Here is a 22,944-nt window from a genome sequence, read left to right on the forward strand (position 1 = left end):
CCATGCGCGACCGCCGCCGCAGCCCGCTCGCCTCCATCGGGCTGCACACCACCTTGTGTCTCGCCTCCGCCGTGGCGGTCTTCCCGCCGCTGTGGCTGCTGGTGACCTCGTTCAAGCCCAAGAGCGAGGCGTTCAGCACCGATGTGGTGCGGAACCCCACCTTCGACAACTACACACATGTCCTGAACGACACCGAGTTCCTGACCTGGTTCGGCAACTCGCTGTTCATCGTCGTCTTCACCACGGTCCTGGGCGTCTTCGTCGCTGCCACCACCGGCTACGCCGTCAGCCGCTTCCGGTTCCCCGGAATGCGCCCGCTGATGTGGCTGCTGCTGATCACCCAGATGTTCCCGGTGGCCATCCTGATCGTGCCGCTGTACAACATCATGTCGACGCTGGGCTGGCTCAACCAGCCGATCTCGCTGATCGTCACCTACCTCACCGTGGCCGTACCGTTCTGCGCCTGGATGATGAAGGGCTTCTTCGACACCATCCCGGTGGAGATCGACGAATCGGGCCGGGTCGACGGCCTCAACCCGTTCGGCACCTTCTGGCGTCTGGTCGTCCCGCTGGCCAAGCCCGGCCTCGCGGTCACCGCCTTCTACACCTTCATCACCGCCTGGGCCGAGGTCGCCTACGCCTCCGCGTTCATGACGGGCGAGCAGAACCTCACCCTCGCCGCGGGGCTCCAGACCTTCGTCAACCAGTACACCTCGGACTGGGGTGCGATGACCGCCGCCGCCGTCATGATCGCCATCCCGGCCGCCCTGGTGTTCTCGTGGGCCCAGCGCCATCTGGTGGCCGGTCTGACCGCCGGTGCCACCAAGTCCTGACCCCGCGCGACCCCGTGATCGAACCGACGCCTCCGATGAATCCAAGGACGACATGACGCAGTACCTCGCCGACCCGTCGGCCGCTACGGCACCGGACTCCAGCGGGGCGGGCGACCGCCCGGCCTGGTGGCGGGAGGCGGTGATCTACCAGGTCTATCCGCGGAGCTTCGCCGACGGCAACGGCGACGGCATGGGCGACCTCGAGGGCATCCGCGCCCGGCTGCCCTATCTGAAGGAGCTGGGCGTGGACGCCGTCTGGCTGAGCCCCTTCTACGCCTCCCCGCAGGCCGACGCCGGATATGACGTCGCCGACTACCGGGCCATCGACCCCATGTTCGGCACCCTGCACGACGCCGACGCGGTGATCCGCGACGCCCACGCCCTGGGGCTGCGCATCATCGTCGACCTGGTCCCCAACCACTGCTCCGACCAGCACCTCTGGTTCCGCAGGGCGCTGGAGGAAGGCCCCGGCTCACCGCTGCGCGAGCGGTTCCACTTCCGGCCCGGACAGGGCGCGGACGGCGAACTGCCGCCCAACGACTGGGAGTCGATCTTCGGCGGGCCCGCCTGGACCCGCACCGACAACCCCGACGGCACCCCGGGCGAGTGGTACCTCCATCTCTTCGCCCCCGAGCAGCCCGACTTCAACTGGGAGCACCCCGCCGTCCACGACGAGTTCCGCTCGGTGCTGCGGTTCTGGCTGGACCTCGGCGTCGACGGTTTCCGTATCGACGTCGCCCACGGCCTGGTCAAGGCGGCCGGGCTGCCCGACCTCGGCCGCGCCGAACAGCTGAAGCTGCTGGGCAACGACGTGCTGCCGTTCTTCGACCAGGACGGGGTGCACGCCATCTACCGCAGCTGGCGCACCGTCCTCGACGAGTACCCCGGTGAGCGCATCGGGGTCGCCGAGGCATGGGCACCCACCACCGAGCGCACCGCGCGCTACGTCCGCCCCGACGAACTGCACCAGGCGTTCAACTTCCACTTCCTGGGCGCCGATTGGGCCGCGGGGCGGATGCGCGAGGTCATCGACGACTCGCTGGACGCGATGCGGCCGGTCGGGGCCCCCACCACCTGGGTGCTCTCCAACCACGATGTGGTCCGGCACTCCACCCGCTACGCCGACGGGGACCCCGGGCGCGGGCTGCGCCGGGCCCGGGCCGCGACCCTGCTGATGCTGGCGCTGCCCGGCTCCGCCTATCTCTACCAGGGCGAGGAGCTGGGGCTTCCGGAGGTCACCGAACTCCCCGACGAGGCCCGTCAGGACCCCGCGTTCTTCCGCACCTCCGCCGACGGGCAGGACGGCCAGGACGGGCTGCGGGACGGCTGCCGGGTGCCGATCCCGTGGTCGGGCACCGAGGCCCCGTACGGCTTCGGCCCGCGCGCGGGCGGCCCCAGCTGGCTGCCCCAGCCCGACGGCTGGGCGGAGCTCAGCGTCCAGGCCCAGACCGGACGGCCGGGGTCCACGCTGGAGCTGTACCGCGAGGCGCTCACCGTCCGCCGGGCCCATCCGGCGCTCGGCGCGGGGGAGTCGGTGGAGTGGCTGACGGCGCCCGAGGGGGTACTGGCCTTCCGCCGCCGGGCGCACGGCGACGGACCGGACTTCGTCTGCACGGTCAACACCGGCGGTCAGCCGGTCACCCTGCCCGCCCCGGGCCGGGCGCTGCTGTCCAGCGCTGCGGAACCGCCCGGCCCCGGAAGGGAGTCCGCGGCGGAGCCCGTGGGGGAGTCCGCGGGGAAGTTCACGCTTGCCGCCGATACGGCCGTCTGGTGGGCGGTGTGAGCGCACTCCTGCCGCCGCGGCTCGCCGATATCGCCGTCCAGGCACAGGTCAGCGAGGCCACCGTCAGCCGGGTGCTGAACGGCAGGGCGGGGGTCGCGGACGCCACCCGGCAGCGGGTGCTCGCCGCCCTCGACGTGCTCGGCTACGAGCGGCCGGTACGGCTGCGGCGGCGCAGCGCCGGACTGGTGGGCCTGGTGATCCCCGAGCTCATCAACCCGGTCTTCCCCGCCTTCGCGCAGGTCATCGAACAGGTGCTGGCCGGGCACGGCTACACCCCGATCCTGTGCACCCAGATGCCCGGCGGCGCCACCGAGGACGAACTGGTGGAGCAGCTGGAGGAGCGCGATGTGGTCGGCATCGTCTTCATGTCCGGCCAGCACTCGGACACCACCGCCGATCCGGCCACCTATCTGCGGCTGGCCGAGCGACGGGTGCCGTTCGTGCTCATCAACGGCTACCACGAGCGCATCCGGGCGCCGTTCGTCTCCCCCGACGACCGGTCTGCGGCCCGGATGGCCGTGCACCACCTGGCCGCGCTCGGCCATGAGCGGATCGGGCTCGCGGTCGGGCCCGCGCGGTACGTTCCGGCGCGGCGCAAGGTCGAGGGGTTCACGGCGGTCATGGGCGAGGTCTTCGGCCGGTCGCCCGCGCAGGCCGGGGAGTTGATCCGGCACACCCTGTTCAGCGTCGAGGGCGGCCAGGTGGCCGCGGCCGCGCTGCTGGACCAGGGCTGTACGGGCTTCGTCTGCGGCAGCGACCTGATGGCGCTGGGGGTCATCCGGGAGGCGTCCCGGCGGGGCCTGAGCGTGCCGCGGGACGTCTCGGTGGTCGGCTTCGACGACTCCCCGCTGATCGCCTTCACCGATCCGCCGCTGACCACGGTCCGCCAGCCGGTGCAGTCGATGGCCACGGCCGCGGTGGGCGCGCTGCTGGAGGAGATCGCCGGAAACCCGGTGCAGTGCACCGAGTTCGTGTTCCAGCCCGATCTGGTGGTGCGCGGCTCCACCGCGCGGGTCCGCCGCGGCGGATGACCGGCCCGACCAGCCGGGCGCGTGGGGCCCGCGCACGGGCCCCCGGCCGGCCGGACCGGAGACGTGCTTGAACGTAACACCGCCGCAATCGCTTGCGAAAGGTCTTGCAGCAAGGAATCGTCCGCGCCCCGGACCATGAACCGGACCACGCCAGGCCCACGTCCGGACCACGGACCGGACCACGAAGGAGTCCCGCCTCGTGAACCGCACCCTCCGCCGTACCGCCGCCGCCCTCGCCGCCCTGGCGCTGTGCACGGCGGCCGCCCCCGCGGCGGGGCGGCAACCCGCCGCCTCCGCCGCCGAGGCCCAGTGGATCGACCGCTCCACCGTGGTGTGGAAGGTCGAGGCCGGTGGCTCCACCACCGAGGAGCTGCGCTCCTCACGCGGCGGGGCGCTGCGGCTGTCCCCGGCCACGCTGACCGCCGGGCAGAAGGCCGCGTATCCGCATCTCGCGTCGTTCCCCGCCTTCTCCGTCGATCCGCGTGACCGCGACAAGGCCGCCACCGCGCTGCGCGGTCATGTCACCGTCGTCCAGCGGGCGGACACCGGCGACCACCGGGTACTGCACCGCACCGATGTGCAGCTCCCCGGAGTGCTGGACGACCTCTACGCACCGGCCGCCCGCCGCGCCCACCTCGGCCCGGTCTTCCGCGACGGCCGCCCCACCCTGGCCGTCTGGGCGCCCACCGCCGAGAGCGTGGCGCTCGAACTCGACGGGCGCAGCGTCCCGATGCGGCGGGACGCCACCAGCGGGGTGTGGCGCGTGACCGGTGGCACCGACTGGCGGGACAAGCCCTACCGCTACCGGGTCCGGGTCTGGGCGCCCACGGTCCAGAAGGTCGTCACCAACGAGGTGACCGACCCCTACGCCACCGCGCTGACCGCCGACTCCACCCACAGCCTGGTCACCGATCTGGCCGATCCGAAGTTGGCACCCCCCGGCTGGGCGTCGCTGAGGAAGGCGAAGGCCGTACCCGAGCGCGACGCCCGGATCGAGGAGCTGCACATCCGCGACTTCTCCATCGCGGACCGCACCAGCGCCCACCGCGGCCAGTACCTCGCCTTCACCGACCGCCGCTCGGACGGAATGAGGCACCTGAGGGCGCTGGCCCGCGCCGGTACCTCCTACGTCCACCTCCTCCCCGCGTTCGACTTCGGCACCGTCCCCGAGCGCCGCTCCGACCAGGCCGAGCCCGGCTGCGATCTGGCCGCCCTGCCGGCCGACTCCGGGCGGCAGCAGTCCTGTGTGGGCGAGGCGGCGGCCAAGGACGGCTTCAACTGGGGCTATGACCCGCTGCACTACACCGTGCCGGAGGGCTCGTACGCCACCGACCCCGACGGCCCGGCCCGCACCCGCGAGTTCCGGCGGATGGTCCAGGGGCTGAACCGCGCCGGGCTGCGCACCGTCATGGACGTCGTCTACAACCACACCGTGGCCTCCGGCCAGGCCCCCGGGTCCGTACTCGACCGGATCGTGCCCGGCTACTACCAGCGGCTGCTGGACGACGGCAGCGTGGCCACCTCCACCTGCTGCGCCAACACCGCGCCCGAACACGCGATGATGGGCGAGCTGGTGGTCGACTCCATGGTCACCTGGGCCCGGCAGTACAAGGTCGACGGCTTCCGCTTCGACCTCATGGGCCATCACCCCAAGGCCAATATCCTCGCCGTCCGCAAGGCGCTCGACGCCCTCACCCCCGCGAAGGACGGCGTGGACGGCAAGGCGATCCTGCTCTACGGCGAGGGCTGGAACTTCGGCGAGGTCGCGAACGACGCCCGGTTCGTCCAGGCCACCCAGCCCCACATGGCGGGCACCGGGATCGCCACCTTCAGCGACCGGGCGCGGGACGCGGTGCGCGGCGGCGGTCCGTTCGACGAGGACCCGCGGGTACAGGGCTTCGCCTCCGGTCTGTACACCGACCCCAACTCCTCCCCGGCCAACGGCACCCCGGACGAGCAGCGTTCCCGGCTGCTGCACTACCAGGACCTGATCAAGGTCGGACTCTCCGGCAACCTCGCCGACTTCACCTTCACCGACACCACCGGCCGCCGGGTCAAGGGCTCCGAGGTCGACTACAACGGCTCCCCGGCGGGCTACGCCGCGGGCCCCGGCGACGCCCTCGCCTACGCCGACGCCCACGACAACGAAACCCTCTACGACGCGCTCACCTACAAGCTGCCCGCCCGTACCCCGGCCGCCGACCGGGCCAGGGCGCAGGTGCTGGCGATGGCCACCGCCACCCTCTCCCAGGGCCCCGCGCTCAGCCAGGCCGGAACCGACCGGCTGCGCTCCAAGTCCCTGGACCGCAACTCCTTCGACAGCGGCGACTGGTTCAACGCCCTGCACTGGCGGTGTCAGGACGGCAACGGCTTCGGCCGCGGACTGCCCCCGGCCGCCGACAACGAGGCCAAGTGGCCCTACGCCAAACCCCTGCTGACCGAGCCGGCCGCCCGCCCCGGCTGCGCGGAGATCACCTCGGCCTCCGCCGCCTACCGGGACCTGCTGCGGATCCGCACCACCGAGAAGGCGTTCAGCCGGGCCACGGCCGCGCAGGTGCGGCGGGCGCTGTCGTTCCCGCTGTCCGGGACCGGGGAGACCCCGGGCGTCATCACCATGCGCCTCGGCGACCTCGTCGTGGTCTTCAACGCCACCCCGGACCGGACGGCCCAGCGGGTGGCGGAGCTCGCGGGCACGCCGTACGCACTGCACCCGGTGCAGGCGCACGGCGCGGACCGCACGGTCAGGACCTCCTCGTACGAGCGGTCGTCGGGCACCTTCGGCGTCCCGGGCCGGACGGTCGCGGTCTTCGCCCGGCGGTAGTCGGCGGTGCGGCTCCGCCGCGTGGCCACGACGCGGCCGCGGACACGAGACGGCCTCTCGCGGCACTTCCCGCGGAGCGCTCAGCGCAGGGCGCCGAGCCGGTCACCGTTGTACAGCCGGGCCTTGAGGTCCGCATGCGCCCCGGCCTCGGCGGGCAGCGTCAGCTCCCGGCCCCACGCCCGGCCCCGGACGCCACCGCTCGCCGCGATCGACGTCACCTGACGGCTGCCCGCCGCCAGCAGGTACCACCGCCCGGTCTGCGACTTCCACAGCACCCCGGCCATCACCCGCGGCTCGCGCGGACCGCAGGCCGGGGAGTTGTCGGCGCTCGCGGCCACGGCGCCCGCCGCGCCCCGCCGCACGCCCCACGGCTGGAACTGCGCCAGCACCCGGCTGCCCCGGCCCCGCCAGGTCTCCGCCCGGGTGCACAGCCAGGCCGCCCGGCCGCCCCCCTCGGGCAGCGACTGGGCCGCGAACCGCCAGGTGTTGACCGTGCGCACCCCGCGCGCCTGCATCACCGGCAGCCGACAGGCCGTACGCGCCCAGCTCGCCCGCGCCGCCCGGCCCGCCACATCGCGCGGCGCCGACCGCCCCGGCGCGCCGTACGTCAGCCGGACCGGGGACAGCTCACCGAGGTCGACGACCAGCCGCGAACCCAGTTGCAGCGCGGGCCAGCCACGGCACGGCCGCAGCTGCGGCATGGTCCGCACCGGATCGGTCACCCCGTCCGGGGCGCGGTGCACCGGACGCGGCGGCTGGGTGGGACGCAGCAGATCCCGGACCGAGACCCGGTGCACCCACGGCGCCGTCAGATAGCGCACATTGCCGTCCGCGCGGGTCAGCACCAGCGCCGTGGAACCGGCCGTGTCCGCGGCGTCCAGCCGGGCCAGGTCCAGCGCCACCGCACCGCCGTCGGCGCCGTCCGCCTCCGCGTAGCGCGCGATCCGCAGCCCGTCGTACAGCAGCACCACCGCCGCCTGGTCCACCTCGCCCGCGTAGAGCAGCTGCGGAGGGCCGGACGGCGGCCCGGACTGGGTGCCCGCCGTGGTCGAGACCCGCACCGAACGGCCGGGCCGCGCCCAGACCGCCAGCGCGCGGCGCAGCAGCGCGGTGTCACCCGCCCGCTCACCGCGCGCGGGCCACGCCGAGAAGTCCACCCGGCTCGCGGTGCGCCACGCCTCCGGTGCGACCCGGGTCAACCGGGCGGGGTTCAGGGCCCGTTCGGCGGAGGGGTTACGGGCGTACGAGGGCGCCGCCGCACCGCTCGGCCCCCAGCCCTCGCCCGGCATCCCCAGCAGGGTGCCGCACACCACCAGCGCCACCACGGCCACCAGCAGTGCCCGCAGATGCTGGCGGCGCCGCATCAGATCGGTCGGCCGCGCCTGGAGCGAACACGGGTCGAACTCCCCCGACTCCAGCGGCGAACCGTCCCGGCTGCCCGCGGGCTCCGGCACACCGTCCGCCTCGGCGAGCGCGCCCCGCGCGTCGTCGACCCCGGCGGACTGGAGCAGCTTGCGCACCTCGCGGTCCTCCAGCCGCTCCAGTTCACGCAGCACATACGCGGCGCGGCCGGGGCCGGAGAGCTCGGACAGCGCCTGGTCCAGGGCGAGTTCGTCCGCGCCGCCGGAGCGGGGGAACAGCCGCAGCCCGAACACCTGCGGCAGCAGCGGCGGAAGCTGCCACCAGCGGCGCGGTCCGGCGGCCCGCAGCGCGGTGCGCAGCACCCGCAGCCGGACGTAGGCGTAGCCCGCGTCGGCCGCCGCGCCCTTGGTGCCGCGCTGCCAGGGCAGTTCGAGATCGGGGTGTGGATCGGGTCCGCCGCTGCCCGACCGGTTGCGCGGCAGCGCGCGCTGTGCGAGCGCGTGTGCGGCCAGCACCCGGCGGGTGCGTCCCATACCGGGCGGCAGGATGAGATATCCCAGCCGCACCAGCCGCGGGTAGTGCTCGACGATGGCGGCCTCGGCCTGCTCGACGTCGATCGGACCGGTGGTGTCGTCGTCGAGGGTGGCTGTCGCCTGGTGCTGTTCCACGTCTCACAGAACGACTGGCGGGGTGGGTAGGTCACCTCGACGGCGCCTCGGCCGGCCCGCGACGGCCCTTCGCCGACCCCGCGACGGGCGTCCGCCGCGGGGCCGGCCGGGGGGTTACGAAACCTTCCAGCCGCTGAACTCCACCGTGCCGCGGGCCCCGTCGCCGCCGCTCGCCGCGCTCATGAACATCCCCGCGTCCTGTGCCGCGGCGGCGCCCGGCGCGGTCACCGTCGCCACCTTCCGCCAGGTCGCGCCGTTGTCGGTGGACAGTTCACCGGTGTACGCGGTGGCGGCGGACCGGGTCAGCCGCAGCAGTACGGGCGCCTTGACGCCGGTGATCCGCTGGTAGGTGTCCAGCGTGCCGTCGCCGCCGGAGTCGTACGACAGCACCACCCCGTTGGCCGGGGTGACGGACAGATTGACGAAACCGGGGGAGCCCGCCGTGGCCAGTGCGTTACGGACGATGATCCCGGCACGCGCCCAGGGACCGGTGACCGCCTGGGCGTCCACCCTCACCGTCACCGACTTCCCCACGGTCAGGGCCGCTTCGCGGTAGGCCGCGCCGAACTCGGCGGTGGCCTTCCACAGGTCCTGGCCCGCACCGTCGATGGCGAACGTCTGCGACAACTGCCCGAAGACCGCACCGTTGTTGGTGACCGTCCGCCAGCCGTCGGCGAGCGGACCGGCGATCCACAGGGTGCCGGTGCGCACCGCCCGCACCCGGTCCGCACCGCGTGGTCCGTAGGTCACGCCCAGCGCGTACGGCAGGGCCTTCAGCGGGTGTTCCAGCGGTTCACCGGGGGCGGTGGCGCGCCAGTGGGCCTCGCCGGTGCCGCCCGCCCGCACCGAATCCAGCGAGGTGGGGCCCTGAGGCTCGGCCTCCGCCCCGGTCACGGTCAGCTCGAAGTCCACCCGGCCGGTGGCCCGCAGCCCGTTGACATTGCGCAGAGCGGCGGTGACGGCGGCGGTGCCCCCGGGAGGCAGCGCGGCCGGTTCCGCGGTGACGGTCAGCGTGCCCTGGTACGGCGCCGTGGCCAGGGTGTTGTGGACCCGCTGCGCGGTGCGGTGGGCGTCGGTCGTCGGCCGCACCGGATAGCCGGTGCGCTCCCGGGTCCAGGGCTCCTCGACGGCGTACCAGTCGAAGGTGCGCGGGGCGCGTCCCTCGGCGAGCGCGTCCTCCAGCTCATCGAGGTAGGCACGCCACTGGGGGAGGTGGAAGTCGGCGATCAGACCGTTCCAGTCGCGGTTGGCGTAGTTGGCCAGTTTGCCGCCGTCGGCGGTGACCTTGTCCGCCCAGGTGGTGATCAGGGTCCGGGCGGCCCGTTCGAGCTGGGCGGACTCCGCCTCGCCGGTGGCCATCCGCTTGGCGTCCGCCAGCCAGGGGCCCAGCAGGAAGCGGCGGTGCGCACCGGTCATGTCGTCGCTCAGCCGCATCAGTTTCAGCCAGAGCCGGGACAGCGCGCGGAAGGTGGTGAGGTCCTTGCGCTGGTACGCCTCCTGGAGCTGGGGGATGAGCTGCCAGGACCGGTTGGCCAGCGCCTGCCGGGCGATATCGGTCAGATCGTGGCGGTAGGCGTCGCTGTCGCGCAGCACGGGCCGTACCGCGAGCAGCGCCGCGAGCGCCGGGTCGAAGGCCGCCGGGTCGAACGAGGGGGTGTGGGTGGCGTAGTTGGTGCCCGAGCGGGCGGTGAGACTGGGCCGGGCGGCGAACACCGAGTCGTGCGGACGGCCGTCCTTGCTGCTGATCTCGTACGCGGTGTCGCGCAGTGCGGCGTACGCGGCACGGCCCTGGTCGTCGCGTCCACCGAGCCGGACGTCCGCGTAGTCCTGGAACCAGCCGCTGCGGTCCACCGGCTCGTCCCGCCACGCCAGCTCGCTGAACAGCTCGAACGCCGCCGGGTCCCGTTCGACGGCCTCGGCCATATAGGCCGTGCCGACCAGTTTGCTGCCCGCCTTGTCCCGCCAGTCGGTGAACCGCTTCGCCCACATATGGGTCTTGGCGCCGAGGGTGGTGCGGCCGCCGAAGTTCGGGATGGTGCCGAACGCGTACGGCACCCCGCCCCAGTCCTTCTCCCGGTCGGTCACCGTGTCCAGGTCCGAAAGACCGTCCACCACCAGCATCCGGTCGTGGTCCACCGCGTCCAGCAGATCGCGCCGGGGGTTGTCCTGCCAGCCGAGGATCACCCAGGTGGCACCGGGCCGGGAGGTCTGGAGGGCCTTCTCCACCGCGCGGGCGGCGTCGGGCACCGGGACATCCCCGGGGTCGCCGCCCTCGTGCAGCAGATCCATCTTGAACAGGTCGACAGGGCCGAAGAGATCGTGCTGATGGCGGTAGAAGGCGGCGGCCACCTCGCGGAAGGCGGCGGTGCGCGGATCGAGCCAGTCGGGGCGCTTCAGCCCCGCCCAGTCGCCCTGCGGCACGGTACGCGCCCCCGCGTTGCGGTCGGCGAAGCCGTCGGGCACGGTGCCGAAGTAGCCGGGGAGCACCGGACGCATCCCCAGTTCACGCAGCCGGTCGGCGATCCGGCGGCCCAGCGCGGCCCGCTTGGCCAGCAGTTCGGGGGAGACCGGCCCGCCGTAGGCGCTCATGTTCTGGAGCAGCCACCAGGGTTGGTGGGAGGGGGCGGGGAGCCAGCCGCGGGCCTCGGCGTCGGAGTAGCCGAAGTCCTTCAGCAGCCGGTGGTAGACGGCCTCCTGGCCCGGGGTCACCAGCAGTTCGTTGCAGCCGTGCAGGGCCGCGATATCGATCAGGTGCTCCCAGCGGTCCCAGTCGGCGAACGGCGCGGTGTAGCCGTCGTGGGTGTCGTTGAAGGCGAACCGGTGCGGCAGCGCGGTGGAGCGGGCGACCGGGCGGTGCGGCGCGGGCAGCTTTCCCGGCAGGCGAAGCTGGTCCCCGGACCAGGTGATCTGGGCATGGCACTCGTACTTCAGATACCAGTGGACACCGGTGAGCAGTACCGCCGGACTGGTTCCGGCCACGGTCAGCCGGCCCGCGGCGCCGGTGACCTCGAATCGCTCCCCGCCGCTCTTCTCCTCCTTGGCGGGCGGGAGCGCCGCCAGCCGGAACTGCTCCGCGTGGTCCGGGAGCAGCCGCCGCAGCGCGTCCTGGGCGGGGCCGGTGTCAAAAGCGGTCACGGCGGGATCCTGTGGACTGTCCTGTGCCCCGGCCCGTTCCTCCGCGGCGGCGGGGAAGGTGCTCCCCAGCGCGGCTCCGGCACCGAGTGCTCCGGCGGTTCCGATCAGCGTGCGTCTGGTCAGGTCGCTCATGCGCCCCCCAACGGACTACGGCCAACGGTCCATCTGCGAACGGCACTTAACCAGCGTTGCGGGGTGGGAGCAATGGGGTGTACGAGGCGCGATAGGCCCGCTTCAGCGGTCGCGCCCGGCCCGGCGCCCGGGGTGGACGGGCTCAGCCCTGGTCCAGATAGGCCAGAACGGCCAGCACCCGGCGGTTGTCGTCGTCGGAGGGCGGCAGCCCCAGCTTGCCGAAGATATTCGAGGTGTGCTTGGCCACCGCCCGCTCGGTGACCACCAGCTGGGCCGCGATCGCCGCGTTGGACCGCCCCTGCGCCATCAGCTCCATCACCTCGCGCTCCCGCGGGGTGAGACGGCCGATCGGCCGGTCCTGGGAACGCCGGTCCAGCAGCTGCGAGATCACCTGCGGATCCATCGCGGTACCGCCCCCGGCCACCCGGCGCACCGCGTCGATGAACTGTTCCGCGTCGAACACCCGGTCCTTGAGCAGATAGCCGATGCCCCCGCTGCCGTCGGCCAGCAGCTCACGCGCGTACAACTGCTCCACATGCTGGGAGAGCACCAGCACCGGCAGGCCCGGGCGGGCCCGCCGGGCGGCCAGCGCGCACTGGAGTCCCTCGTCGGTGAAGGACGGCGGAAGCCGTACGTCCACCACCGCGACATCGGGCTTCTGTTCCTCGAAGGCCCGGGTGAGCGCGGGGCCGCTGTCGACCGCGGCCGCGATCTCGAAGTCGTACGCCTCCAGCATCCGCACCAGCCCGTCCCTGAGCAGGAACAGATCCTCGGCGATCAGAACGCGCACGTGACGGCTCCAGAAAGTCATCGGGCCCCGATCCGGACGGGGCGGGCGAGGGCGGACGTCGAATGTACCGCTCCCGGGGCCCGGCCCCGGGGCCGCGCCGCGAGCGGGCGGCACACACCGGGGCGGGCCGGACTCCCTCAAGGGTCCGGCCCGCCCCGGTGGGTGAGCGGTCAGCCCTTCACGGGCCATTCCAGGGGATCGTTGTAGAAGCCCTGGGTCAGCTCCACCGCGGCGGCCTTCTGGCCCTCCGGGATGAGGAAGGTGGTGCAGATCTTCTCCGACTGCCCCGCCGCGAGCTTCTTGCCGGTGTCGGGTGCCGCGCAGTCCTTCCACTTGGCCTCGCCCATCAACACGATCAGGGCCCGGGTGCGCTGTCCGGAGGCGGTCCGTACGACCAGATCGGCGTCCATGTCACCGACCTCCATGGCCTTGCCGCTCTTGTGGGTGAGCGTGGACCAGACATGGACGGGGATCTGCGGACCGTCCTTCTTGTCCTTCTTCAGGCCGGAGTTGTCCATCTCGTCCTTGGTACCGGTCACCACCTTGGTGGGCGTGACCGTGAACGTGGCCCCGGAGGACGCCTTCATATCGCTCTTCTGCGGCGGGCTCGCCTCACCGAGCCGGAAGGTCTGCTGCTTCTTCTCCCGGGAGCTGGACCCGCTGTCCCTCTTCCCGTCGGACTTTCCCTTGGAATCCGAGTCGTCGCAGCCCACCAGGGCCACGGCCAGCGCCACCGCACCCAGCGTCGCCGGCACGGCACGAGCCCACGTTCGCATGTTGTCCTCACTTCCCCGTTGCGTTGAGCGGCTCCGGCCGGCCGTTCGACGGCGCGTCCACCGGGCCATGACGTGGCCCCTCCGGTGGGACGCGCGGGCGCGCGAAAGCGCGGCAGCGCGGATGATGCCGGGGGACATGACGTCGTGAACGATGTTAGCGATTGGCCGGATCACCTCGTTCAGTGGCCCGGCCCAGCTGCTACGGGGATACGGGGGAGCAGGGGCTCAGACCGTGGGCCGGGATGCGCTGAGCGCGCAGGGGATCTCCATCGTCACCATGGTCGGCCCGCCGGGCGGGCTGCTGACCGCGACGATCCCGTCGAAGGTGCCCAGGCGACGCTCGACCCCGCTCAGCCCGCCGCCCGGGGTGATCCGGGCGCCGCCGTGGCCGTCGTCGGTCACCGCGATCCGCAGGGTGCTGCCGTCGTGGTGCAGATCGATCCACATCCGGCTGGCCTCGGCGTGCTTGGCCGCGTTGGTCAGCACCTCGCTGACCGCGAAGTACGCGGCCGACTCGACCGGTTCGTCGGACCGGCCAGGAAACTCCACGTCCACCTCGACCGGGACCGTCATCCGCAGCGCCAGCGCCCGTACCGCGTCCCCGAGACCGCGTTCGGCCAGCACCGGCGGATGGATACCGCGGACCAGGTCGCGCAGTTCGGACAGGGCCTCCGCCGAGTTGGTGCGGGCCGCGGCGATCATCTGCTTGGCCTTGGCCGGGTCCTTCTCGATCAGCGCCTCGATGGTGCCCAGGCTCATGCCCATGGCCACCAGCCGGGCCTGGGCGCCGTCGTGCAGATCGCGCTCGATACGGCGCAGTTCGGCGGCGGAGGTGTCCACCGCGTCATGCCGGGTCTCGGTCAGCCGCCGCACCCGCGCGGCCAGCGCCATCTGCGGAGTGGGGGCCAGGAACGCCCGGGACGCCAGGAAGCAGGCGCGCAGGATGTGGGACGAGACCACCAGACCGATGGCGAAGAAGGCCACACCGAGCAGCCCGGCGAGATAGGCGGTGGACTGGGAGTCGACGGGGATGAACGCGTACCAGTAGGTGCCGCCCGCGTGCACGACCGGCTTCCACACCCCCGCGGCCATGACCCATCCCTCCACCCCGTAGGGGATGAACGCGAAGGTCAGCGTGGCGAGGAACAGGCCACCGACCATGTCGTAGGCCAGCCACAGCAGATCCCGCCAGGTCGCCGGGTCCTTCAGCAGGAAGGTCAGCAGCTCCACCTGGCCGGTGAGGCCGGGGCGGCGGAGCTCGGGCAGCGGGCGGTAGGGCACCGCGATCTCGATATCGGCCCACTGGGCGGCCAGCCGCCGCCGCTGGTTGGCGTAGATCCGCACCAGCCACACCAGCGCGGGGGTGGTGAGCACCCCCAGGCCCAGCGGGATGAAGCAGAGGGAGACGACCATCAGCGTGAACAGCGGGATCGAGCAGAGCCCCGCGATGAACAACAGCGCCAGCCCCCGCGCACAGGCCATGAACCCACTGCGTGCCTTCATGCGTCGTCCCCTAGGTGATGGTCGGTGGACCGGTGGTGATGAGCGGTGGTCGCGGAGATGATCGATGCGACGCCCCTCATTGTTGGGCACGTCCAGTCTGACCGTGCACCGAACCCAGGTCACGGGGGTACGGCCCCGTCCGGGGGTGTAGCTGGCCCCACCCCCGCACCTCGCCTTCCGGCTCCGTCATCGGGTGGCTGACCGGCTGGGGCGGAGGCGCGCTGATTTCTAGCGTCGTGGACATGACCGATTCAGTCCGTACCTTCACGGGAGAGACGCCATGAGCGCATCGAGGCAGGGCCTGGCCGTGCGGCTGGGCGGGTGGAGCACCCGCCACCGCAAAACCGCGATCATCGGATGGCTGCTGTTCGTCGTGGTCGTCGCCGTGGCCGGTGGGATGTCCGGGTCCAAGACGATGACGAACTCCGAGAACGGTACGGGCAATTCCGCGCGCGCCGAGAAGATCCTCGAGGACAACGGGCTCCAGACCCCGGCCGGTGAGATGGTGATGCTGCGCAGTGAGCGGCCGGACGGCTGGCGCGCCGCCGCCCGCGATCTCACCGCACGTCTGGAGAAGACCGGGGAGACGGCGCGGATCCAGTCCCCGGTGCGCTCGGAGAACGGCCGCGAGGGACTGGTCAGCTTTCAGCTCAAGGGAGATCCGGACACCGTCGGCGACCGGGTGGACCCGGTGCTGGACGCGGTCGAAGCGACCCGGGCCGCCCACCATGGCATCACCGCCTATGAGTTCGGCGACGGCAGCGGCGCGCACATGCTCAACGGGATGCTGAAGAACGACCTCAAGAAGGCGGAGCTCACCGCGGTGCCGCTGGCACTCGGCATCCTGCTGGTGGTCTTCGGCGCGCTGGTGGCGGCGCTGCTGCCGGTGCTGCTCGCGGTGACGGCCTGTGTCGGCACCTTCGGACTGCTGGCCGTCGTCAGTCACCAGGTGCCGCTGGCCGAGTCCACCAACTCGGTGATGTTCCTGGTGGGGCTGGCCGTCGGGGTCGACTACTGCCTGTTCTATCTGCGCCGGGAGCGCGATGAGCGGGCCGCGGGCCGGGACGCGGCGACGGCGCTGCGGATCGCGGCGGCCACCAGCGGCCGGGCGGTGCTGGTCTCGGGAGTCACCGTCATGCTGGCGATGGCGGGCATGTTCCTGTCCGGGCTGCTGCTCTTCCAGGGCTTCGCGGTCGCCACCATCCTGGTGGTGCTGATGGCGATGCTGGGCTCGGTGACGGTGCTGCCCGCGATGATGTCGTGGCTCGGCGACCGGATCGAGGCCGGGCGGATCCCGCTCCGGGGCCGCCGGAAGAAGGGCGTGCGCACGAGCGGTGGGCTCTCCGGACGGCTGATGCGGCCGGTGCTGGCCTGGCCGAAGGTGTTCGCCGTGGTGTCCGCTGCGCTGCTGCTGGTCCTGAGCGCCCCCGCGCTGGGGATGAAGACCGAACAGCTCGGTCTGGAGAAGCAGTTCGGCTCCGACGCCGAGCTGACCGTGGCGTTCAAGGAGATCACCGGAGCCTTCCCCGGTGGCCCGGCCCCGGCCGAGGTGGTCGTACGCGCCGATGACATCGGCTCGGCCCGCTTCGGCGCGGCCGTCGCCGACCTCAAGAAGGAGATCGCCGGGTCGGGGCGGTTCGGCAAGACCGTCGATGTGGAACTGCACCGCCGTGAGGGTGTGGCCCGGATCGAGGTGCCGCTGTCCGGCAACGGCCATGACGCCACCTCCGAACGCGCCCTGGACACCCTGCGCGACGACCTGGTGCCGCGGATCCTCGGCCCGGTCTCCGAGGAGGCGTATGTGGGGGGCGAACTGGCCGGGAGTCTCGACTTCAACGACCAGCTGAAGAGCGATATCGCCCCGGTCCTCCTCTTCATCGCGGGCGTGACCTTCCTGCTGATGCTGATGTGCTTCCGCTCGCTGCCGATCGCCCTGGCCTCGATCGTGCTCAACCTGCTGTCGGTGGGCGCCGCGTTCGGCACGATGACCGCCGTCTTCCAGCACGGCTGGGGCGCCGAACTGCTGGGCATGGAACCGGCGGGCGCGGTCGAGGGGTGGATGCCGCTGTTCGTCCTCGTCATCCTCTTCGGGCTGTCGATGGACTACCACGTGTTCGTGGTCTCGCGGATCCGTGAGGCCCGCACCCAGGGGCTGACCACCCGCGACGCGATCCACGAGGGCATCCGGACCACCGCGGGCCCGGTCACCGGGGCGGCCGCCATCATGGTCGCCGTGTTCGCGGTCTTCGCCCTGCTCCAGATGCAGGACATGCAGCAGATGGGCGTCGGTCTCGCGGTGGCGGTGCTGGTGGACGCCACGCTGGTGCGGATGGTGCTGCTGCCCTCGGTGCTGGCGCAGCTCGGTGAGCGCGCCTGGTATCTGCCGCGGGGTCTGCGGTGGCTGCCGAGGTTCGGGCACGGCGACGAGCCGTCGTCGGTGCCGGCCCCGGCGCCGGTCCTTTCGGGCGAGGTCCCGGGGCCGTCGGTGTCGGCGCGCCGCTGAGCCGCCGGCCGACTCCTTGAGTCGTCCTGTGTGGCCTTGCGCCGCCTGAGTCGCCGCCCCGGTGGGTCCATGACCCGCCGGGGCGGCGACGCGTACTCAGCGGACGGGCGCGGGCGGTACGTACTTGTAGCCCACCCGCCGCACCGTCACGATCGACCCCCGGTGCTCGGCGCCCAACTTGCGGCGCAGCCGGGCCACATGGACATCGACGGTCCGGCCGTCGCCGACATGTCCGTACCCCCACACCGTGGTCACCAGCTGATCGCGGGTGTGCACCCGGTGCGGATGGGCGACGAGATGGGCCAGCAGCTCGAACTCGAGGTAGGTCAGCTCCAGCGGCCGGTCCGCGAGGTGCGCGGTCCGCCGCTCGGGGTCGATCCGCAGCAGCCCGTCCCCGGTGCCCGCCGCCGCGGACTCGCCGGGCGGCCGCGGGACCTTGGTGGCCACGGTCACGGGGGCGGCGGTCACGGGGGCGGCGGCGGTCGCGGTGGCCGTGGCGTTCTGCCGGTCGGCGGGGACCAGCACCAGATAGCCCACCATCGGCGGATGGCCGGGCAGCGAGGGCAAGGTGTGCTCGGGAGCGGGCAGCCAGGTGGCGCCGGGATGCAGCAGCTCGGCCACCGGCGGCACCTCGTCCGGTGCAACGGCCCGCAACCGTTGACGGTGAGCGGTGACCGCGGGGGCGGCGGGTGGGGTGACGGGGGCGGGGGAGGACGCCAGGTTACGGACGTTCGTCAGGTTCGACATGAGTGTCAGCTCTTTCGCGCTCGAGAGGTCATCGGGGACGTCGTGCGCGCGGGCTGGGTCGGCTGGCCGGAGTGGCGCCTGAAGGTGCGGCGGCGGAGGGTTCAGCGGCCGAGCGAGCGGGCCCGCGCATGCGATGCGCGGCAACACTCGCGATCGAAATGGTGCGCCTGCCGGGACGGCCAGAACGGCTCGAGGTCGGGATGACCCGTCGCGACGTGCTGAAGGCTGACCATGCCCCTATTGAAGCAGACAACCCGCCCGACCCGCTCGGCTCGGGACGGTGAGGGAGCACACGGAGCGCCTCCCGGACCCGGTCGTGCGGGTGCCCCTCCCCGGCCCTGCGGCCGGGGAGGGGCGTTCAGCGGCCGGAGGTCAGGAGTTGACCTGGGCCGACACCAGTGAGGAGAAGGTGGTCAGCCGGCTGTAGATGCCCGGGTATCCGGCGAGGGCGCAGCCCTCGCCCCAGGAGGTGATCCCGGCCAGCTTGCCGTTGATGACCAGCGGGCCTCCGCTGTCGCCCTGGCAGGTGTCCACGCCGCCCTGGGAGTATCCGGCGCAGACCATGTCCGAGGCGATGTAGTCCGAGCCGTAGGAGCCGCGGCAGCTGGAGTCGGACACGGTCGGGACGGTGGCCGTGCGCAGCTGGTTCGAGGAGGAGCCGCCGGAGCGGGTGGTGCCCCAGCCCAGGATGCGGGCGGTGGTGCCCGCGGCGTACAGCCCGGTCTCGGACGGGGTGACGTAGGGCAGTGTGCTGTACGGCATGGCGGTGGAGAGCGTCAGCACCGCCACGTCGTCGCCGTTGGTGACATCCGTGTACGACGGGTTGATCCAGATCTTGCTGACCCTGCTGACCGTGCCGTTGGTGCCGTTGAGGTAGGTGCGGCCACCGACCACGCGAACGCCGCTGGTGGTCTCGCCGACCATGCAGTGGGCGGCGGTGACCACCTTCGTGGGCGACACCAGCGTGCCGCCGCAGAACTGTCTCTGCGACGAGTCCGTGATCTGCATGACGTACGGATAGGCGGACGCGGTCGTGGTGGTACCGCCGACGATGGGCTTCGGCGCCGCCTGGGCGGTGCCGGTCATGACTCCCGCGAGGGACGCGGCGGTGGCGATGACTGCCGCGGCCGTGAGACCGAGGCGGCGGGGGAGTGTGAAGGACATGCTTCTCTCCAGGGTTTCGGTGAGTGGGGGAAACCTGCACGGAGCACATCGCGTCGACGACGCCCCGGATCGCCTGGGGCGGACCGGGTCGCACTGCGTCGTCGACGGCGGATCCACGCTAGAAGCGGCCCGTCAACCGCCCAATGAGGGTTGGCCCTTGAGGTGTGGGCATAGGGAAATCCCCCTGTCTCACGGGGAGTCAGGGGGATGGTGTGGTCCGAAGCCCGCGCGGGTGCCGGTCGCGGTCAGTCGCCGTCGCGCGTCGCCAGTCTGACGATGTCCACCCGCGAACGGATCCCCAGCTTGCGGTAGACCCTGGTGAGCGTGGCCTCCACGGTCTTGACGCTGATGAACAGCCGTGCCGCGATCTCCCGGTTGGTCGCGCCCTCCAGGACGAGCGCCGCGACCCTCCGCTCCATCTCGGCCAGGGTGTCCAGCAGCCGTGGCGGCGACAGCGCCCGCGCCGCCGCGCCGAGCGCCGACTCCGCCCCCACGGCGGCGCGTTCGGCCGAGGCGCGTTCCAGCCAGGGGTGGGCGTGGGCGTGCCGGAAGACCCGGACCGCGGTGTCCAGCGCCGTACGGGCCGCCGCCATCTCCCCGCGGCACAACTCCACATGCGCCAGCGCCAGCTCGCACCGGCCCTGCTCGATGCGGTACCCCAGGTCGCGCAGACCGCGCCCGGCCGTCCGCAGAGTGTGCGCGGCCCGTTCCGGATCGCCCTGCGCGGCCGTCATCAGCGCCTCGGCCCGCGCCAGTACGGCCAGCACACTGTCGCGCCTCAGCCGAGTGGCGGACCTCCGGGTGGCCTCGACCACCTCGGCGGCCTCCTCCGGTTCACCGGTGCGGACCAGGGCCTCGGCCAGATCGCCCTGCCAGCGGCCGCGCGCCGGATCCGTCACCCCCTGCCCGCGCTCCAGCTCCCGCACCCGCCGCAACGCCGTGACCGCCCCCTCGGTGTCACCCGCCACCAGCCGGGCGTGCCCCAGCGCGTACAGATTGCGGGCGAGATAGAGCAGGTCGCCGTCCTCCTCGGCGCTGCGTACGGCGTCCTGGGCGAAGGACAGGGCACGGGCCACACTGCCGCCCGCCGCCTCCGTCAGGGCCGTGAGCTGGAGCGCGGGGCCCTCGCCTATCCCGGCGTCTCGGGCCAGGCGCAGACTGCGGTGGGCGAGGTCCAGCGCGGGTTCGCAGCGTCCGGCGCGCAGTTCGGTCTCGGCCAGCCCGCGCAGAAAAAGGATCTGGCTCTCGACCGCCCCGCGCCGCTCGGCGAGCCGGACCAGCGCGCCGACCGCCGTACGGGCCTCGTCCAGCCGGTCGCCCATCAGCAGACAGCGGAAGCGGGTGTAGCCCGGCCCGTTGTGATCGCAGGTCACCCGGGGGTCCTGGGGCTCCTCCAGGGCCTTGGCCAGGGTGTGTTCGGCGTCCCGATGGCCCATCAGGGTCTCGGTGAGCGCCTGGAAGGACAGCGCGAGCAGCTCGGTGCGGCGGTCGCCCGCCAGCCGGGCGAGCCGGGCCGCCTCGGCGGCCTCGCCACGGGCCCGCGGCAGTGACCCCCGCACCAACACGGCCCGCCAGGACAGCTGGTAGCGCAGCGGGGCGAGCAACCGTGGGTCACCGCCCGCGTCGGCGAGCGCCCGCGGGAAGACGTCGTCCACGTCGGCCATGGCCTGCCCGGCGGAGTCGATCACCGCGATCCAGGCGCGGATGCGGTCGGCGGGGTGTACGGACTCGGCCAGTACCTCATGGGCGGTGGCGCGGGCCAGTTCGGGTTCGCCCGCGGTCAGCGCGTCCTCGGCCGCGTCCAGCCGCCGGGCGTGGGCGGCGGGGGCGGCCTCGGCCGGGGTACGGTCCGCGGCGAGGAGCCCGAGCCGGGCCGCCGCCGCGGGCGCCCCGCGCTCCCGTGCGACGGCGGCCGCGGCCGCGAGGGTGCGCGCGACGCGCTCGTCCCGTCCGGGAGTGGCCAGCGCCAGATGGCGGGCGCGCTCGATGGGGTCGGTGGAGGCGGCGGCGAGGGCGGTGTGCGCGGCGCGCCGCTCACGCGGCGCGGCCGCCGCGTACAGGGCGGCGGAGATCAGCGGATGCGTGAACCGCACCACCGGCTCGGCCTCGCCGTCCACGATGCCGAGGGCGGTGGCCTCGCCCCATTCGGCCTCGGCGTCGGTCCGGCCCGCCGCTCGCAGCAGCGCGAGTGTGGGCCGTGCGGCGGCACTGGCCAGCAGCAGGGTCTCCCGGGTCCCGGGGGCCGGGGCCCGCAGCCGGTCCAGCACCAGGGCACGCAGCCCGGTCGGCACCGGCAGAGGCTCCCCGGGCCGGGGCGGGGTCCCCGACTCGACCAGCGCACGGCCGAGTTCAAGGGCGTAGAAGGGGTTGCCCGCACTGGTGCGGTGGATATCCCGCACCACGGATCCGGGCAGCCCCACGCGTCTTCGCGCCGAGAGCAGCGCGGCAGTCTGCGGATACGTCAGCGCCGTTACGGACAGCACCAACGCGGGCGGCGGCAGAACCCGCAGATAGGTCTCGTGGTCTTGGCCGCCTCCCAAGCGGTCGTGGGTGTGTTGGCCGGTGGCGCCACCGGCGCCGTTGCCGGGGACGGGGCTCGCCTCAGCCCCGGAGTCGGGGTGAGGGTCGGCGCCATGGGCAGGGTCGACGGGCCGGTGAGGGCCCGGGGTTGAGGTCGAGGCGAATCCGACGCCGGGGACGAAGCCAGGGCCGATGCCCATGCCGGTGTCTTGGTGGGAGCCGGAGTCGTTGGCGGGCGCCGGGCCCGCTTCAAGGCCGGGGCCGGGGTGGCTGCCGGGCCCGTTCGCGGCGGCGGGTGTCGCCCCGGGTTCGGGGTCGGAACCGGGGTGTGAACCAGGGCGTATGCCCGTGCCGACGCAACTGCGGCAGCCGGGGGTGTTGGTGGGGGCGGGGCCCGCGTCGGGTCCGGGGTCGGGGGTGATGACCTCGGCGTGGGCGGGGGAGACGGCCGGGCCACGGGGAGGGCTCGGGGTGGCCCAGGGAGCGGCGCCCTCCTCGGCATCCCGCCCCTCCGGCCCGCCCGGAGCCGCTACCTCCGGGCCGGTCCGGACCGCCGCGATCATCTGCACCGGCAGCCCACCCGTCCGCCGGGCGGCGAACGCCAGTAACTCCCGGCTGGGGACGTCCATCCACTGGAGGTCATCGGCCACCACCAGCACCGGCCCCCGCTCGGCCAGCGCCCGGAACACCGACAGCACGGCCAGCCGCAGCGCCAGCCCGCCGTGCTGCTCCGACGGGCTCTGCCGCCCGGTGAGCGCCGCGTCGAGGACGGTGCGCTGTGAGGCGGGCAGGGCGCCGGAGACGGTGTCGGCGACCGGCCCCAGCAGATCGATCAGGGAGAGAAACGGAAGCTGGCTCTCCGAGGCGGTCGGGGCGCAGCCCAGCACCAGCCGTCCGCCGCCGGAAAACCCCGCGGCGAGCGCCCGCAGCACGGTGGACTTGCCGATTCCGGCGGGCCCCGGCAGCAGTACGCTGCCGCCCCGCGCCAGCTGTTCACGCCCTCGTATCAGCAGCTCATCGCGTCCGACCACGGGCTCTGGCTGCTCGCCGTACCGCTCCACGCGTATCGCCCCTCCCTGCCTCCCGCGCGGCGCCCTGCGGAGGGAGACAGCTGATGGCGAACCGTGAAGCATCGGAGCCAATCAGACATCTACCTATAAACCAAGGCGAGGCGCA

Annotated in this window: 13 protein-coding genes; 5 read left to right on the top strand and 8 right to left on the bottom strand. The window is 73.0% G+C overall.

The annotated features are described in order from the left end of the window. Nucleotides 1-2 precede the first annotated feature (2 nt). The 4 genes from AB0C66_RS08700 to pulA all read left to right on the top strand — a co-directional run bounded on the left by AB0C66_RS08700 (nt 3) and on the right by pulA (nt 6,468). Nucleotides 3-833, top strand: a complete 831-nt coding sequence (locus AB0C66_RS08700) for a carbohydrate ABC transporter permease (RefSeq protein WP_362434639.1) — start codon at nt 3-5, stop codon at nt 831-833. Between the two features lie 52 nt (nt 834-885). Then, complete coding sequence (locus AB0C66_RS08705; RefSeq protein ID WP_362434642.1) at nt 886-2,616, top strand: glycoside hydrolase family 13 protein; 1,731 nt, start codon at nt 886-888, stop codon at nt 2,614-2,616. After that, nucleotides 2,613-3,647 (top strand): LacI family DNA-binding transcriptional regulator, encoded by a 1,035-nt coding sequence (locus AB0C66_RS08710; protein WP_362434645.1) that lies wholly within the window; start codon nt 2,613-2,615, stop codon nt 3,645-3,647. The genes AB0C66_RS08705 and AB0C66_RS08710 overlap by 4 nt, the downstream gene beginning before the upstream one ends. 199 nt (nt 3,648-3,846) lie before the next feature. After that, on the top strand, nt 3,847-6,468 hold the full coding sequence (pulA, locus tag AB0C66_RS08715; protein ID WP_362434648.1) for a pullulanase-type alpha-1,6-glucosidase: 2,622 nt from the start codon (nt 3,847-3,849) through the stop codon (nt 6,466-6,468). Between the two features lie 80 nt (nt 6,469-6,548). On the opposite strand, the gene AB0C66_RS08720 is transcribed toward pulA, so the two are convergent. The 5 genes from AB0C66_RS08720 to AB0C66_RS08740 form a co-directional block, all read right to left on the bottom strand. Then, nucleotides 6,549-8,498: a hypothetical protein gene (locus AB0C66_RS08720; RefSeq protein ID WP_362434650.1), complete on the bottom strand. Its 1,950-nt coding sequence runs from the start codon at nt 8,496-8,498 to the stop codon at nt 6,549-6,551. Between the two features lie 114 nt (nt 8,499-8,612). Beyond that, nucleotides 8,613-11,765 carry an alpha-N-acetylglucosaminidase gene (locus AB0C66_RS08725; RefSeq protein ID WP_362434652.1) on the bottom strand — a complete coding sequence of 1,051 codons (3,153 nt, stop codon included), beginning with the start codon at nt 11,763-11,765 and terminating at the stop codon, nt 8,613-8,615. 142 nt (nt 11,766-11,907) lie between these two features. After that, on the bottom strand, nt 11,908-12,555 hold the full coding sequence (locus tag AB0C66_RS08730) for a response regulator transcription factor (RefSeq protein WP_362434654.1): 648 nt from the start codon (nt 12,553-12,555) through the stop codon (nt 11,908-11,910). Between the two features lie 170 nt (nt 12,556-12,725). Beyond that, nucleotides 12,726-13,310, bottom strand: coding sequence for a hypothetical protein (locus tag AB0C66_RS08735; protein WP_362434656.1), 585 nt, complete (start codon nt 13,308-13,310; stop codon nt 12,726-12,728). Nucleotides 13,311-13,556: 246 nt separating this feature from the next. Continuing rightward, the gene (locus AB0C66_RS08740; RefSeq protein ID WP_362434658.1) at nt 13,557-14,834 is read right to left on the bottom strand and encodes a histidine kinase; all 1,278 of its coding nucleotides are present in this window, start codon (nt 14,832-14,834) and stop codon (nt 13,557-13,559) included. 280 nt (nt 14,835-15,114) lie between these two features. Here AB0C66_RS08740 and AB0C66_RS08745 point away from each other — a divergent pair, with 280 nt between their 5' ends. Then, nucleotides 15,115-17,337, top strand: a complete 2,223-nt coding sequence (locus tag AB0C66_RS08745) for an MMPL family transporter (RefSeq protein ID WP_362434660.1) — start codon at nt 15,115-15,117, stop codon at nt 17,335-17,337. Between the two features lie 96 nt (nt 17,338-17,433). Here AB0C66_RS08745 and AB0C66_RS08750 read toward each other — a convergent pair whose 3' ends face one another. From AB0C66_RS08750 to AB0C66_RS08760, 3 genes are all read right to left on the bottom strand, one after another. Further along, entirely contained in the window at nt 17,434-18,075 is a 642-nt protein-coding gene (locus AB0C66_RS08750; protein ID WP_362435609.1) for a winged helix-turn-helix domain-containing protein, read from the bottom strand. Between the two features lie 381 nt (nt 18,076-18,456). Continuing rightward, nucleotides 18,457-19,170 carry a serine protease gene (locus AB0C66_RS08755; protein ID WP_362435611.1) on the bottom strand — a complete coding sequence of 238 codons (714 nt, stop codon included), beginning with the start codon at nt 19,168-19,170 and terminating at the stop codon, nt 18,457-18,459. Nucleotides 19,171-19,493: 323 nt separating this feature from the next. Then, nucleotides 19,494-22,829, bottom strand: coding sequence for an AAA family ATPase (locus AB0C66_RS08760; RefSeq protein ID WP_362434663.1), 3,336 nt, complete (start codon nt 22,827-22,829; stop codon nt 19,494-19,496). Between the last annotated feature and the right edge of the window lie 115 nt (nt 22,830-22,944).

The sequence above is a fragment of the Streptomyces sp. NPDC048636 genome (assembly GCF_040650655.1).
Lineage (GTDB): Bacteria > Actinomycetota > Actinomycetes > Streptomycetales > Streptomycetaceae > Streptomyces.